This is a genomic window from Curtobacterium sp. MCLR17_036, from assembly GCF_003234445.2.
In the GTDB taxonomy this organism is placed as follows: Bacteria; Actinomycetota; Actinomycetes; order Actinomycetales; family Microbacteriaceae; genus Curtobacterium.
Genome location: NZ_CP126269.1, coordinates 201,528 through 214,086, shown reverse-complemented (window position 1 = coordinate 214,086; position 12,559 = coordinate 201,528). Strand labels below are relative to the sequence as shown.

12 protein-coding genes and 1 pseudogene are annotated in these 12,559 nt (G+C 71.3%); 7 read left to right on the top strand and 6 right to left on the bottom strand.

What is annotated here, in order from left to right:
* Nucleotides 1-4 precede the first annotated feature (4 nt).
* Both DEI99_RS01060 and mgrA read right to left on the bottom strand, forming a co-directional pair.
* On the bottom strand, nt 5-1,240 hold the full coding sequence (locus tag DEI99_RS01060) for an MFS transporter (protein ID WP_111042025.1): 1,236 nt from the start codon (nt 1,238-1,240) through the stop codon (nt 5-7).
* 163 nt (nt 1,241-1,403) lie between these two features.
* On the bottom strand, nt 1,404-2,447 hold the full coding sequence (gene mgrA / locus DEI99_RS01055; RefSeq protein WP_111042024.1) for an L-glyceraldehyde 3-phosphate reductase: 1,044 nt from the start codon (nt 2,445-2,447) through the stop codon (nt 1,404-1,406).
* 88 nt (nt 2,448-2,535) lie between these two features.
* Between mgrA and DEI99_RS01050 the strand changes: the two genes are divergently transcribed.
* The 3 genes from DEI99_RS01050 (at nt 2,536) to soxR (ending at nt 4,611) form a co-directional block, all read left to right on the top strand.
* Nucleotides 2,536-2,988: an iron chaperone gene (locus DEI99_RS01050; RefSeq protein ID WP_111042023.1), complete on the top strand. Its 453-nt coding sequence runs from the start codon at nt 2,536-2,538 to the stop codon at nt 2,986-2,988.
* Nucleotides 2,989-3,052: 64 nt separating this feature from the next.
* Nucleotides 3,053-4,102, top strand: coding sequence for a YdcF family protein (locus DEI99_RS01045; protein WP_258369440.1), 1,050 nt, complete (start codon nt 3,053-3,055; stop codon nt 4,100-4,102).
* Nucleotides 4,103-4,122: 20 nt separating this feature from the next.
* Complete coding sequence (gene soxR / locus DEI99_RS01040; protein ID WP_111042022.1) at nt 4,123-4,611, top strand: redox-sensitive transcriptional activator SoxR; 489 nt, start codon at nt 4,123-4,125, stop codon at nt 4,609-4,611.
* On the opposite strand, the gene DEI99_RS01035 is transcribed toward soxR, so the two are convergent.
* Nucleotides 4,608-5,054: a MarR family winged helix-turn-helix transcriptional regulator gene (locus tag DEI99_RS01035; RefSeq protein ID WP_258369439.1), complete on the bottom strand. Its 447-nt coding sequence runs from the start codon at nt 5,052-5,054 to the stop codon at nt 4,608-4,610. The genes soxR and DEI99_RS01035 overlap by 4 nt on opposite strands.
* Before the next feature lie 46 nt (nt 5,055-5,100).
* Here DEI99_RS01035 and DEI99_RS01030 point away from each other — a divergent pair, with 46 nt between their 5' ends.
* Complete coding sequence (locus tag DEI99_RS01030; RefSeq protein WP_111042021.1) at nt 5,101-6,345, top strand: multidrug effflux MFS transporter; 1,245 nt, start codon at nt 5,101-5,103, stop codon at nt 6,343-6,345.
* Nucleotides 6,346-6,564: 219 nt separating this feature from the next.
* Here the strand turns inward: DEI99_RS01030 and DEI99_RS01025 are convergent, their stop codons facing one another.
* Nucleotides 6,565-7,272, bottom strand: coding sequence for a phosphatase PAP2 family protein (locus DEI99_RS01025; RefSeq protein ID WP_111042020.1), 708 nt, complete (start codon nt 7,270-7,272; stop codon nt 6,565-6,567).
* An 88-nt stretch (nt 7,273-7,360) separates the two neighbouring features.
* On the opposite strand from DEI99_RS01025, the gene poxB reads away from it, so the two are divergent.
* On the top strand, nt 7,361-9,085 hold the full coding sequence (gene poxB, locus DEI99_RS01020) for a ubiquinone-dependent pyruvate dehydrogenase (RefSeq protein WP_111042019.1): 1,725 nt from the start codon (nt 7,361-7,363) through the stop codon (nt 9,083-9,085).
* 126 nt (nt 9,086-9,211) lie between these two features.
* Here the strand turns inward: poxB and DEI99_RS01015 are convergent, their stop codons facing one another.
* On the bottom strand, nt 9,212-9,895 hold the full coding sequence (locus DEI99_RS01015; protein ID WP_111042018.1) for an SDR family NAD(P)-dependent oxidoreductase: 684 nt from the start codon (nt 9,893-9,895) through the stop codon (nt 9,212-9,214).
* A 102-nt stretch (nt 9,896-9,997) separates the two neighbouring features.
* Here DEI99_RS01015 and DEI99_RS01010 point away from each other — a divergent pair, with 102 nt between their 5' ends.
* Nucleotides 9,998-10,840, top strand: coding sequence for a helix-turn-helix transcriptional regulator (locus tag DEI99_RS01010; protein ID WP_111042017.1), 843 nt, complete (start codon nt 9,998-10,000; stop codon nt 10,838-10,840).
* 621 nt (nt 10,841-11,461) lie between these two features.
* Here the strand turns inward: DEI99_RS01010 and DEI99_RS01005 are convergent.
* The gene (locus DEI99_RS01005; protein WP_146247197.1) at nt 11,462-11,656 is read right to left on the bottom strand and encodes a hypothetical protein; all 195 of its coding nucleotides are present in this window, start codon (nt 11,654-11,656) and stop codon (nt 11,462-11,464) included.
* Between the two features lie 154 nt (nt 11,657-11,810).
* Between DEI99_RS01005 and DEI99_RS01000 the strand changes: the two are divergent.
* Nucleotides 11,811-12,383: pseudogene (locus tag DEI99_RS01000) on the top strand (integrase core domain-containing protein); the annotation flags it as partial.
* Between the last annotated feature and the right edge of the window lie 176 nt (nt 12,384-12,559).

Below are 12,559 nucleotides of genomic sequence, written 5' to 3'. Positions count from 1 at the left end.
CAGCTCAGGCCGCGCTGCGCCGCGGCAGGAGCAGGTTCGCCACCGCCGCCAGCACGACGACCGCCGCAGCGATCGCCGGCACGGCCATCGCCGTCGTGGCGCCGTGCTGCTCGGCGAGGTCGCCGGTCACGGCCGAGGCGATCGACTGCCCGACGATGACGGCCGACCCGAGGATCGTCATGGTCGTCGCCGAGCGGCCGACCGGGGAGCGGTCCGAGCCGAGACTGTACTGCGCGACGAGCGTCGGGCCGATGCCGACGCCCATGACCGCGAGCACGATGCCGGCGGCGACGACCGAGTCGGCCTGCGAGAACGCGAGCGCGCCGCCGAGCAGCACGACGCCGAACACGAGCCAGCGCCAGCCGAGGCCGAACGCCTGCGGGAACGCCGCCGAACCGAGCGCGAGCCCCGCCGAGCCGATGCCCATCAGGCCGTAGAGGAGCCCGGCCTGCGAGGCCTGCCCGTGGACCTCCATGAAGGCGGTCAAGGCGGTCAGCGTCGACCCGAAGAACAGCCCGACGCCGAGGATCCCGACGACGACCACGACGAGCCGGGGCCGCAGGAGCTGGCGTGCCGGTGCCTGGGCCGTCTGCTGCTCGCGCCCGAGCACCAGGCGCCCGGTCGGGTGCAGCGCGAAGGCCGTCACGAACACGAAGGTCAGGACCGACGCCCCGGCGACCGCGACCCAGGGGGCGATCGCACTGGCGAGGATGCCGACCAGGAACGGGCCGATGATGAAGACGGTCTCGTCGGCGGCCGACTCGTACGCCATCGTGCCGCTGAGGGTCTTCTCGTGCCGCTCGGGCCGCATGCGCTGCCGGATGATCGCGACGAGCCGGGTGCGGGACATCGGCGCGACCTGCGGCGCGGATGCGCCGATGCAGAACGCCGTCGCGAGCACGGCGAGGTCCGGCGCGCTGCCGCTGACGACGAAGGGGAACGCCCCGAGGAGCGCCGCGTTCACCAGGCCGACGGGGACGAGCACCGCCCGCTGGCCGAACCGGTCGGCCGCGGCGCCGACCAGCGGCCCGAAGACCGCGGCACCGATGCCGACGGAGGCGGAGTTCACCCCGCCGAGCGCCACCGAGTCACGGGCGGCGACGACGAGCGTCAGGACGCCGACGACCATCATGGCGAACGGCAGCCGGGCGATGAACGCCACCGGGAAGTACCACCGGCCGGCGAGGGAGACGAGTGAGGGGGCGGCGGCGGGGGCCGCGTCGGGGCGTGTCTGGAGCATCGGGTCGTGCCTTCTCGGCCCGTCCCGGTTCGGCGGAGGCGGACCCATCGGGTGCCGCCGTTGTCCGCCGGGGTGCCGGCGTCCGGTAGGTACACACTGCGTGTTCTGAACTGCGCCCATCGTACCAACCGGACCGGTCACGGCCCGTCCGCTGCGCCACCGGTCAGGAGACCTCGCCGGCGCGCGCGCCCGCCCACAGGTCGACGTCGGCGATGCCGACGGTGTGCTCGTCGATGGTGCGGCGCTCCTCGTCGGTGAAGGTGGTGTTCGACAGCGCGGCGACGTTGTCCTCGAGCTGGGACACCTTCGACGCCCCGATCACGAGCGAGGTCACGCGCTCGTCGCGGAGCGCCCAGGCCAGGGCGAGCTGCGCGAGGGACTGCCCGCGGGCGGCCGCGACGTCGTTCAGGGCACGGAGGTGCTCGACGACCTCGGGCGTGATGCTCGACGCGTCGAGGGACTTGCCCGCTGCCGCGCGGGAGTCGTCGGGTACGCCGTCCAGGTACTTGCCGGTGAGCAGCCCCTGCGCCAGCGCGGTGAAGCCGATGACGCCGAAGCCGAGCTCGCCGGCGGCGTCGAGCAGCCCCTCGGTCTCGATCCAGCGGTTGAGCATCGAGTACGAGGGCTGGTGGATGAGCAGCGGCGTGCCGAGGTCGCGCAGGATCTCGACGGCCTGGCGGCTGCGCTCGGCGTCGTACGACGAGATCCCGACGTACAGCGCCTTGCCCTGCTGCACGGCGGTGTGCAGGGCGCCCATGGTCTCCTCGAGCGGGGTCGACGCGTCGAGTCGGTGCGAGTAGAAGACGTCGACGTAGTCCAGGCCGGTGCGCTGCAGCGACTGGTCGAGCGAGGCGAGCACGTACTTGCGCGACCCACCGCCCTGGCCGTACGGGCCGGGCCACATGTCCCAGCCGGCCTTCGTCGAGACGATCATCTCGTCGCGGTAGGGCCGGAAGTCCTCACGCATCAGTCGGCCGAAGTTGACCTCGGCGGCGCCGTAGGGCGGGCCGTAGTTGTTCGCGAGGTCGTGGTGGGTGATGCCGAGGTCGAACGCCCGGCGGCTGATGGCGCGCTGGGTCTCGAAGGGCACGTCGTCCCCGAAGTTGTGCCAGTACCCGAGGGAGAGCAGCGGCAGGTCGAGGCCCGAGCGGCCGGTGCGGCGGTACGTCATCGAGTCGTAGCGGTCGTCGCTGGCGATGTAGGTCATGGTCCGAGCCTGCCACCAGCGCGCCCGACGAACGCCGTGGCCGGACACGGGTGCATCATCGAGGCACCGGTACGCGAGGGAGCAGACCATGGCAGGGACGACGATCGACCCGACGTTCTCGGACGACGAGCGGGCGGCGATGCGGGAGCACGCCGCCGAGGTGAAGCGTTCCAGGAGCACGAAGGGCACCAGGGCCGAGAAGGCCGCGGCGGCGGCGCAGGCCGTGCGGGACGCCATCGCCGGGATGCCCGAGCCGGACCGCGCGTTGGCCGAGCGGATCAGCCGCATCGCGCTCGAGACCGCTCCCGGACTCACGTCGAAGCTCTGGTACGGGATGCCGGCGTGGGCGGAGGACGGCAAGGTGGTGTTCTTCTTCCAGGGTGCCGCGAAGTTCGGCGCCCGGTACGCGACGCTTGGGTTCCAGGACCCGGCCGCGCTCGACGACGGCTCGATATGGCCGACCGCGTACGCGATCACGCCGGCGTTCTCCGACGACGACGCGACGAGGGTCGCGGCCCTGATCCGGCGCGCGGTCGGCTGACGGCGGGGAGGGCCGTCACCGGGCGCCGGTACCGTGGCTGCATGACCGACCCTCGTGCGACCGCGTGCTGACGGCGCTCGGCCCGGCGCCGGTCATCGCCGTCGTCTTCCTGCTGCTCTACGTGTCCTGCCGGCGGCACGATCCGCGGATGCTCCGGAACGGGGTGTTCCTGACGGCTGCGGCGTTCTTCGCCCTGGTCACCGTCGTGTCCGCGCTCACGCTCGTGGTGCCCGGCTTCGGGTTCGTCGTCGCGTTCGGGCTGCTGCTCGTGCCCCTGGCCGTCGTGGCCCTCGGCGTCGCACTCATCGCCAACGGCGTCCAGATGCTCCGCGCCGAGGGGCGGAGCCTCGGCAACATGCTCTCGCTCGTCGCCGGGGTGCTCGTCTTCGTGCTGCCCGCGATCGCCGTCGCCCTGTTCGTCAGCACCCGCAGCGGTGCGTCCTCGCCCTGGAACGCGATCGGTGTCGCGCTCGCGGTGCTCATGGTGTTCGTGTGCGGGTACTTCGCGGTCGCCCTGGTGGCGTTCGCGGTCTACTCCGTGGTCTACGGCCGGATGCGGCACGGCCTGACCCCCGACGCGATCGTCGTGCTCGGCTCCGGGCTGGTCCGGGGCGAGGTGCCGCCCCTGCTCCGCAGCCGGCTGGACCGCGGGCTCGGCATCTACCGCGCCGAGCGGGCGGCGGGCCGGCGGCCGGTGCTCATCCCCTCCGGCGGGCAGGGCGACGACGAGCCCCGCCCCGAGGGCGCGGCCATGGCCGAGTACCTGCTCGCGAACGGCGCCGGCGAACAGGACGTGCTGCCCGAGACCGCGTCGCGGAACACCCGCGAGAACCTGGCGTACTCGCGGGCCGTGCAGACCGGGGCGGGCCGTGACGGGCAGGTCGTCGTGGTGACGAACGACTACCACGTGCTCCGCGCCGCGACCCTGGCCCGGCGGCTCGACCTGCCGGCGCAGGTCGTCGGCGCACGCACGGCCGCCTACTACGTGCCGAGTGCGTTCCTGCGCGAGTTCGTCGCCGTGGTCGTCGCGCACCGGTGGCTCAACGTGCTGGCGTGCGCGCCGTTCGTGCTGTTCACGGCGTTCCTACTCTGGGAGTCGTTCCAGCAGCGGTAGCCGGCCGTAGGATCTCGACCATGGTCGAGATCCAGCAGCCGCGTCCGACCGACCTGCTGCCGATCGGCGAGATCGTCCGGCGCACCGGCGTCGCCGCGTCGGCCCTGCACTTCTACGAGCGCAAGGGCCTGATCCGGCCCGAGCGCACGGACGGCGGCACCCGCATGTACCCGCGGCACGTCGAGCGCCGCATCGCGATCATCCAGGTGGCCAAGCGGCTCGGCATCCCGCTCAGCGAGGTCGCGGAGCAGTTCGCGGCCCTGCCCGACGACCGGATGCCCTCGCTGCGGGACTGGAACCGGCTGAACGAGCGGTGGCGCGCACGGCTGCGGGCCCGGCAGCTCGAGCTCGAGCGGTTGCAGCAGGAGATGACGCAGTGCATCGGGTGCGGGTGCGTCTCGCTCGGGGCCTGCTCGGTGGTGAACCCCGGCGACGCGCTCGGTGACGAGGGGCACGGGGCGCGGCGACTGCTGCCGATCGAGGACGACGCGGCCGACGCCGTCGCCTAGCCGGAGCCGTCGCGGAGTCCGTCGTCGATCCGCTGCAGCAGCTCGAGCGCCTCGGCCGCACCCCGCTCGTCACCGCCGAGCGCCGTCCGCAGCTTGCCGGACCAGTGCCGGTAGAGCCGGTCGACGCTCTGCTGGGCCAGGGCCGTCGAGTGCAGCTGCACGGTCCTGGCGTCGGTCGGGTCCTGGCGCCGCTCGACCATGCCCTTCGCCACGAGCGACCGGAGCGCGGCGCTCAGGTTGCTGCGCTGCAGGGCCGTGGCCTCGGCGGTGGCGCTCGGCGAGGTGCCCGGGTTGCGGTTGACCCAGCGCATCACGAGCGCCTCGGTGCCGGTCAGCGGCACGATGTCGAGGGTCTCCGAGCCGTGCGGGTCGATGTCACGCGCGATCCGGAGCAGGACGTCCGCGAACTCGGCGAGGACGTGGTCGGACACGGCGGAGTGCATGTCCGTACTGTACCGATCGCGAGCAATGAGTTATGGTTTCATAACAATGACCACGGACACCGGAACCATCCGCGCGACGATCGCGACACCCACGACCGAGCGGCAGGGCATCACGACCGCGCTGCTCCTGGTGCTCGGCCTGCTCAGTGCCGTCGCCCCCTTCGCCACCGACCTGTACCTGCCCGCGTTCCCGCAGATGACCACCGAGCTCGGGGCGAGCGCCACCGCCGTGCAGCTCACCCTCACCGCGTTCCTGGTGGGCGTGACCGCTGGACAGCTCGTGTTCGGCCCGCTGTCCGACCGGTTCGGCCGCGTGCCGCCGCTCATCGCAGGCGCTGCACTGTGCGTGCTCGCGAGCCTCGCCGCGGTGCTCGCACCGAACATCGGCGTGCTCATCGCCGCCCGCCTGCTGCAGGGCCTCGGCGGTGCGGCCGGCATGGTGATCAGCCGTGCGGTCATCTCCGACCTGGCGACCGGGCGGTCCGCAGCCCGCGCGTTCTCGCTCATGATGATCGTCGGCGGCGTCGCTCCGGTCGTCGCCCCGCTGCTCGGCGGCCTGCTCACCGGTCCGATCGGCTGGCGCGGCCTGCTGTCGATCGTGCTCGGCCTGTCGATCGTCATGCTCGTCGCGGTCCTCGCGGTGGTCCGCGAGACCCACCTGCGGGAACACCGCGACGCCCTGCGCGAGGAACGCCGCGGCTCGGGCTCGGCCCTGCGTGCCCTGCGCTCCCGCACGTTCCTCGGCTACACCGCCGTGTTCGGCTTCGCGTTCGCCGTGATGATGGCCTACATCTCCGCATCGCCGTTCCTGTACCAGGACATGATCGGTTTCGGCACGGTCGGCTACGGCCTGGCCTTCGGGCTGAACGCCCTGGCGCTGATGGGCGTCAGCATCCTGTCCGCCAAGCTCACCGCGACCCGCTCGGTCACCGGCGTGCTGTCGCTCGGCATCGTGCTGGTGCTCGCGTCGACGGTCGCGTTCGCCCTGCTCGTCGCGGCTGGGGCACCGGTCATCTGGCTCGCGCTGCCGCTGTTCACCGCGGTCGGCTCGCTCGGGCTGGTGCTCGGCAACGCCACGGCGCTCGCCCTCGGCGCCGTACCGTCGGCTGCCGGCAGCGCCTCGGCCGTGCTGGGCGCCCTGCAGTTCGGGCTCGCGGCGCTCGTGTCCCCGTTGGTCAGCATCGGCGGCTCGGACACCGCGGCGCCGCTGGCGATCGTGATGTTCGCCGCGGCCGTCGTGGCCGTCGTGGCACTGCTCGCCGCGCGGGGCCGGACCAGCGCGGCCCGCTGATCCGGAACGACGCAGGACGACGTCGGCGGCGGACCCGGAACGACGCAGGACGACGCTGGCGGCGGACCCGGAACGACACTGTCGACGTCGCACGACATCGACAGTGTCGTTCCGCGTCAGCCCGGCCCGCGTCAGCCCGGCCCGCGTCAGCCCGGCCCGCGTCAGCCCGGCCCGCGTCAGCCCGGCCCGCCTGCGGCCCGACGGCAGCGCAGCCCGGTGTCAGCCCCGCCCCGGCCGCAGGAACGGGATCCTCGGCATGAGCCAGTCCACCCACACCACCCGCACCCCCGGCGCCACGGCGAGCGCCCACAGGATCGAGGCCGCGGCGTCGGTCGGGTAGTGCACGGCGTCGATGGACACCGCGAAGAACACGACGACGATCCCGACCACCCCGAGGGTGAGCACCAGGCGGTGCCACCGGGTCTCGCGGAGCAGCCAGATCAAGGCGAGCACGAACGCGGTGATGTAGACGGTGTGGCCGCTCGGGTAGCCGGGGTCTGGTTGCACCGGGAACGGGTGCGGCAGCACCGAGACGTCCGGGCGGGCGCGGTGCACGATCTCCTTCACGACGGCGGAGGGCACCCACGTGATCGCGATCGTGCCGCCGAAGGCCAGGGCCGGGCGCAGGTCGCGGGTGCGCCACCAGATCACCGCGACGACGACGACCGTGATGCCGATCGCGGGTGCCGGGCTGATGACGTGGTAGACCGCGTCGCTGAAGCCGCCGACGAACCCGGTGTGCAGTGCGTTGAGGGCCTTCGACAGCCCGAGGTCGACCGTGCCGAGCGCGAACCCGACGAGGGTGATGACGACGACGGCGATGACCGCGATGGCGACCGAGACGAGCGGGTAGGGCGAGCGCTCGAGGATCCCGGGCAGCGCGGGCTCCGGTCGGCGGGAGCGGAGGAGCGGCGCGTCGTCGGTCATCCGGCCATCGTCCCAGTACCGACTGCGACCCGTTCCGTCGGGCCGTGTGAAAGCACTCAGCGCAGGTGCTCCCGAGTAGACAGGGGCCATGCCAACTGTTGCCGAGAACATCGTCGCCACCCTCCGCGCCAATGACGTCACGCGCGTCTACGGCCTGCCGGGGGACTCCCTGAACGGGTTCACGGACGCCCTGCGCAAGGACGGCACGATCCGGTGGGAGCACGTCCGCCACGAGGAGGCCGCCGCCTTCGCCGCTTCCGGCGAGGCCGGCCTGACCGAGGAGCTCGCGGTCTGCGCGGGCAGCTGCGGCCCGGGCAACCTGCACCTGGTCAACGGCCTCTACGACGCGAACCGCTCCCGCGTGCCGGTGCTGGCGATCGCGGCGCACATCCCGACGGCGGAGATCGGTACCGGCTACTTCCAGGAGACCCACCCGCAGGAGCTGTTCCGCGAGTGCTCGGTCTACGTCGAGTACGTGGCGGACCCGGTGCAGATGCCCCGCCTGCTCGAGATCGCGATGCGCGAGGCGGTCGAGAAGCGCGGCGTCGCGGTGCTCGTGATTCCGGGCGACGTGCTGCTCGCCGAGGCGAAGAGCGACCGGGTCACCCGGGTCGAGCGCACCGAGCCGCGCATCGTGCCGAGCGACGCCGAGCTGCAGCGCGCCGCCGACCTGCTCAACGGCGCCGACAAGATCACGATCCTGGCCGGAGCCGGGGTCGCCGGTGCACACGACGAGGTCGTCGCACTGGCCGAGCGCCTGCAGGCCCCGATCGTGCACGCGATGCGCGGCAAGGAGTACATCGAGTACGACAACCCGTACGACGTCGGCATGACCGGGCTGCTCGGCTTCTCGTCCGGGTACCGCGCCATGGAGGACGCTGACGTCGTGCTCATGCTCGGCACCGACTTCCCGTACCCGCAGTTCTTCCCCGAGCACGCGAAGCACGTGCAGGTCGACATCCGCGGTTCGCAGCTCGGCCGGCGGCACCCGGTCGACATCGGCCTGGTGGGGACCGTCAAGGACACCGCCCTCGCGCTCATCCCGCTGCTGACCGGCTCGCACCCGGCCAAGCACCTGGAGGACTCGCTCGCGCACTACCGGAAGACCCGCGAGAAGCTCGACGACCTCGCCGTCCCCGCCGGCAGGAAGAAGCCGCTGCACCCGCAGTACGTCACCCGGGTGCTCGACGAGCTCGCCGCGGAGGACGCCGTCTTCATCCCCGACGTCGGCTCCCCCGTCGTGTGGGCGTCGCGCTACCTGACGATGAACGGCAGCCGCCGACTCATCGGCTCGTTCTGGCACGGCTCGATGGCGAACGCCGTCTCGCAGGCGATCGGCGCGCAGACGGCGTTCCCGGACCGGCAGGTCATCGCGATGGCCGGTGACGGCGGGCTGACGATGCTCCTCGGCGAGCTCGTCACCATCGTGCAGAACAAGCTGCCGGTGAAGATCGTCGTGTTCGACAACTCGTCGCTCAACTTCGTCGAGCTCGAGATGAAGGCCGCCGGTTTCGTGAACTACGGCACCGAGCTGCAGAACCCGGACTTCGCCGCCGTCGCCGAGGCGATCGGCATCAAGGGCTTCCGGGTCGACGTGTCCGACGACCTCGAGGACGCGATGGCCGCCGCGCTCGCGCACGACGGCCCCGCGCTCGTGTCCGTCCGCGCGAACCGTCAGGAGCTCTCGATGCCCCCGGCCGTCACGCTCGAGCAGGCGAAGGGCTTCACGCTCTACGCCATCCGCACGGTGCTGTCGGGTCGCGGCGACGAGCTGCTGGACCTCGCGTCGACGAACGCGCGCCAGCTGCTGTAGACGCGACCGGACGACGGCCGGGAGGCCCGTGGCGACACCGCCACGGGCCTCCCCCCACCGGCACGGCCGGTACGCCGCTGGCGCGTCGTCCCGGAACCGGCGGCGTGGGCCCAGGCCGTCACGGCGTCACCACCCGAGCGGCTGGCCGTCCTCCAGGAACACGCCGGTCGGACCCTCGGGGCCGGCGCTCGCGGCGGCCGCGATCGTGGCCGCGCTCACCTCGACGGGGCGACCGTGCGGGTTCGGCATGCCACCGAACTCGGTGGCCGTGTAGCCGGGCTCGACCGCGACGAAGTGCACCTCGGGCGCGATCTTCGAGTACTGCACCGTGAGCATCGAGACGGCTGCCTTCGAGGCGCCGTAGACGACCGCCGGCACGGTGAACGCGGGCTTCGACGGGTCGTGGGTGGCGGTGAACGAGCCGAGCGCACTCGACAGGTTCACCACGATCGGGTTCCCGGAGCGGCGCAGCAGCGGCAGCGCGGCCTCGGTCGCGCGGATCGTGCCGACGGCGTTCGTGTCGAACACGTCGAGCGCCTGGGGGCCGTCCTGCCCCCACACGGCGATGCCGGCGTTGTTCACGAGCACGTCGAGGCCGCCGTTCGCGTCGACGTGGGCGAAGGCTGCGGCGACCGAGTCGTCGTCGCGGACGTCGAGCTGCACGGACCGGGCGCCGATCTCGGCGGCGACCGCCGCTCCCTGCTCCGCGTCGCGGGCACCGATCCAGACCGTGTGGCCGGCCTCGACGAGCTGGCGGGCGGTTTCCTTGCCGAGGCCGCGGGTGGCCCCGGTGATGAGTGTCGTTGTCATGGCCCCAGCGTCGCCCTCGTGCCGTCGGGCAGGGAGTCGCCCGGTTGTCGTAGGACTGGCGGGGCCAGGACTCGCGGGCCGCCGCGCGCGCAGACTGGGGACATGGCGGACACGGACTTCGGGCACACCCTGCGGCGGCTGCGCGACCACGTCACCCCGGCAGCGGCGGGCGTCGTCGTCGGGCCGCGTCGGCGAGCGGCGGGCCTGCGGCGAGAGGAACTCGCGGGCCTGGCGGGGATCTCCGCCGACTACCTGACCCGGCTCGAGCAGGGCCGGGCGACCTCGCCGTCGGCGCAGGTCGTCGAGGCGCTCGTCCGGGCGCTCCGCGTCGCCGACGCCGACCGCGAGCTGCTCTACCGGCTCGCCGGCCACGCCGTCCCCGGCGCCGACGTCGTGCCGACTCGGATCCCGCCGAGCGTGCAGCGGCTGCTCGACCGGCTGGCGGACACCCCCGTCGCGGTCCTCGACGCCGCCGGCAACCTGCTCGTCGCGAACGCTCCCTACGAGGCCCTCATGGGGCCGATCGCCGCGCTCCGCGGCCACGAGCGGAACACCACCTGGAGACACCTGGTCGGCTCCGGCAGCCGCGCCGTGCACACGCCCGACGAGCAGGCCGCCTTCGAGGAGACCCTGGTCGCCGGCCTCCGGATGACCGCGGCCCGCTACCCGCTCGACCGGCAGCTGCAGCAGCTCGTGCGCGACCTGCGCGCGGCCAGCCCCCGGTTCGTCGACCTGTGGGACTCGGGCGCGACCGCCCTGGGCGGGACCGCCCGCCGGAAGGTGATCGACCACCCGGACGTCGGGCTGATCACGCTGGACTGCGACACCCTGGTCGTCGGGCCGGAGGACCTGAGGATCCTCGCCTACACGGCCGAGCCGGGGACGGCCGACGCGGAGCGACTTGCCCTCGCGGTGGTGGTGGGGGCGCAGGCGTTGGTGGGGTGAGGGCGGGTGGCTTGGGTCGTGCGGTCGCGCGCGATGCCGGGGACGACCGGCTGAACCGAGACGTCGTCGGCTGCCGTCAGTCCAAGGCCTTCGAACCGACGAGGAACGCTCCGACCATCAACAGGAGGCCGACGCAGATGAGGAGCACCTCGATCGGTTCGTCGCGGTGCTTTTGACCCTGCGGACGACCCCGCGCTCGGAGTGTGGACCGAATGACGGCGACTCCGGAAGACACGGCAGCGCCGAACACGAGCGCGGCGAACAGCAACTGCCAGAGCTCTTGTCTCACCACCATCGAGGGTCACATTCGGCGTGCCTCATTCCGCCCACCATCCAGTTGCTGTAGAAACACACGTCCGCGCGAGCGTGTTCGCGAGCCGTCCCTCGCCTTGACTCCAATGCTATCAATGCTTGTTCGGTTCGCTCTCCTCCCTGGTGCGCTCCTATTGCCGCTTGCTGGACCAGGAGTAGTAGCAGAACGAACAAATCAACGCCACACCGATAGCCAGCACAGCCGACAGAAGTCGCCGAACCCGAGAGCTGAAAAGAGCACGACACAAAGAATCTCAGGGCAAAGACAGAGGGCATACGCCTAATCTCGTAACTTGAACATCACTGCATTCAACCCGGATGATGGAACTTGGTGATGAGTCCTGCTGCAATGAAGTACAAGCCAGGAATGCCAAAGATCAGAAGCGCAAGAAGGACGGAGCCCACGGTTTCGGGATTCAAGATAGCCAACAGAACACCTACTGCGATGAAGATCAGACCCAAAATTATGGCGCCAACCGGCTTTTTCGCCTCGAAGAATCGCAACGTGGCTCTTTCCCTTGAGTGAATGAACTGAGAGGGGTTGCTCGGAGATTACCAACGACGGCGTCGTCGATCAGGCCCCCAGCGAGGTTACAAGGCCCTGCCCCGACAGCCGCTCCGACCAAGCCTGTGCACTCTGGTTGCACGCAGGACCGATGTCGACATCAAGAAGCAAGGCCGGATCCCCGATGGTGGCGGATGGCGGGCCCATGGCCGCGGATCAGTACAGGACCGCGCAGCTGGCGTGAATCGGGACCGCGCAGCCCGGCGGGGTGCGCGCGGTTCTCGCGGGTTCCGGTTCCTGCACCACGCGGTCGATGATCACTCCCGGTTGGCGTATTCAGAGATCCACGACGACGAGCTCGGCGTCACCGCGGCCAGGTTCTGGGACCGAGCGAGAATGTTCTTCACGGCCGCTGGCATCCAGGTCGAGGCGGTGATGACGGACAACGGCGCCTGCTACCGCTCCCGCGCCTTCGCTGCCGCGCTCGGCGAGGCGAAGCACCGCTTCACACGTCCCTACCGACCCCAGACCAACGGGAAGGTCGAACGATTCAACCAGACCCTCGCGGCGGAGTGGGCCTACGCCCGCCACTACGACAGCGACGCAGCCAGGACCGCGACCTACGCGGACTGGCTGCATCACTACAATCACCACCGACCACACACCGGCCTCGGCGGCCAAACCCCATCAGACCGCGTCCACAACCTCACGGGGAACTACGGCTAGGCAGCCAGGGCCGCCTGCTCGGACTGGCGCGAGCATGTCCGTATCGGACGGACTCACGCGCACCTTCATCCGACCAACACGATCCCCGCGAATACGCTAGCAACTCCGAGGATCCCACCGACCGCACCAACAAACATCATAGGCATTTTGCGTCGAAAAATGATACCAGTTCGGCG

Excerpts from the sequence above, each read along its gene's own strand:
- DEI99_RS01015 (WP_111042018.1), bottom strand. The coding sequence starts at position 9,895 with ATGACAACGACACTCATCACCGGGGCCACCCGCGGCCTCGGCAAGGAA.
- DEI99_RS01035 (WP_258369439.1), bottom strand. The coding sequence starts at position 5,054 with ATGCACTCCGCCGTGTCCGACCACGTCCTCGCCGAGTTCGCGGACGTC.
- DEI99_RS01030 (WP_111042021.1), top strand. The coding sequence starts at position 5,101 with ATGACCACGGACACCGGAACCATCCGCGCGACGATCGCGACACCCACG.
- poxB (WP_111042019.1), top strand. The coding sequence starts at position 7,361 with ATGCCAACTGTTGCCGAGAACATCGTCGCCACCCTCCGCGCCAATGAC.
- DEI99_RS01050 (WP_111042023.1), top strand. The coding sequence starts at position 2,536 with ATGGCAGGGACGACGATCGACCCGACGTTCTCGGACGACGAGCGGGCG.
- DEI99_RS01060 (WP_111042025.1), bottom strand. The coding sequence starts at position 1,240 with ATGCTCCAGACACGCCCCGACGCGGCCCCCGCCGCCGCCCCCTCACTC.
- mgrA (WP_111042024.1), bottom strand. The coding sequence starts at position 2,447 with ATGACCTACATCGCCAGCGACGACCGCTACGACTCGATGACGTACCGC.
- DEI99_RS01010 (WP_111042017.1), top strand. The coding sequence starts at position 9,998 with ATGGCGGACACGGACTTCGGGCACACCCTGCGGCGGCTGCGCGACCAC.
- soxR (WP_111042022.1), top strand. The coding sequence starts at position 4,123 with ATGGTCGAGATCCAGCAGCCGCGTCCGACCGACCTGCTGCCGATCGGC.
- DEI99_RS01025 (WP_111042020.1), bottom strand. The coding sequence starts at position 7,272 with ATGACCGACGACGCGCCGCTCCTCCGCTCCCGCCGACCGGAGCCCGCG.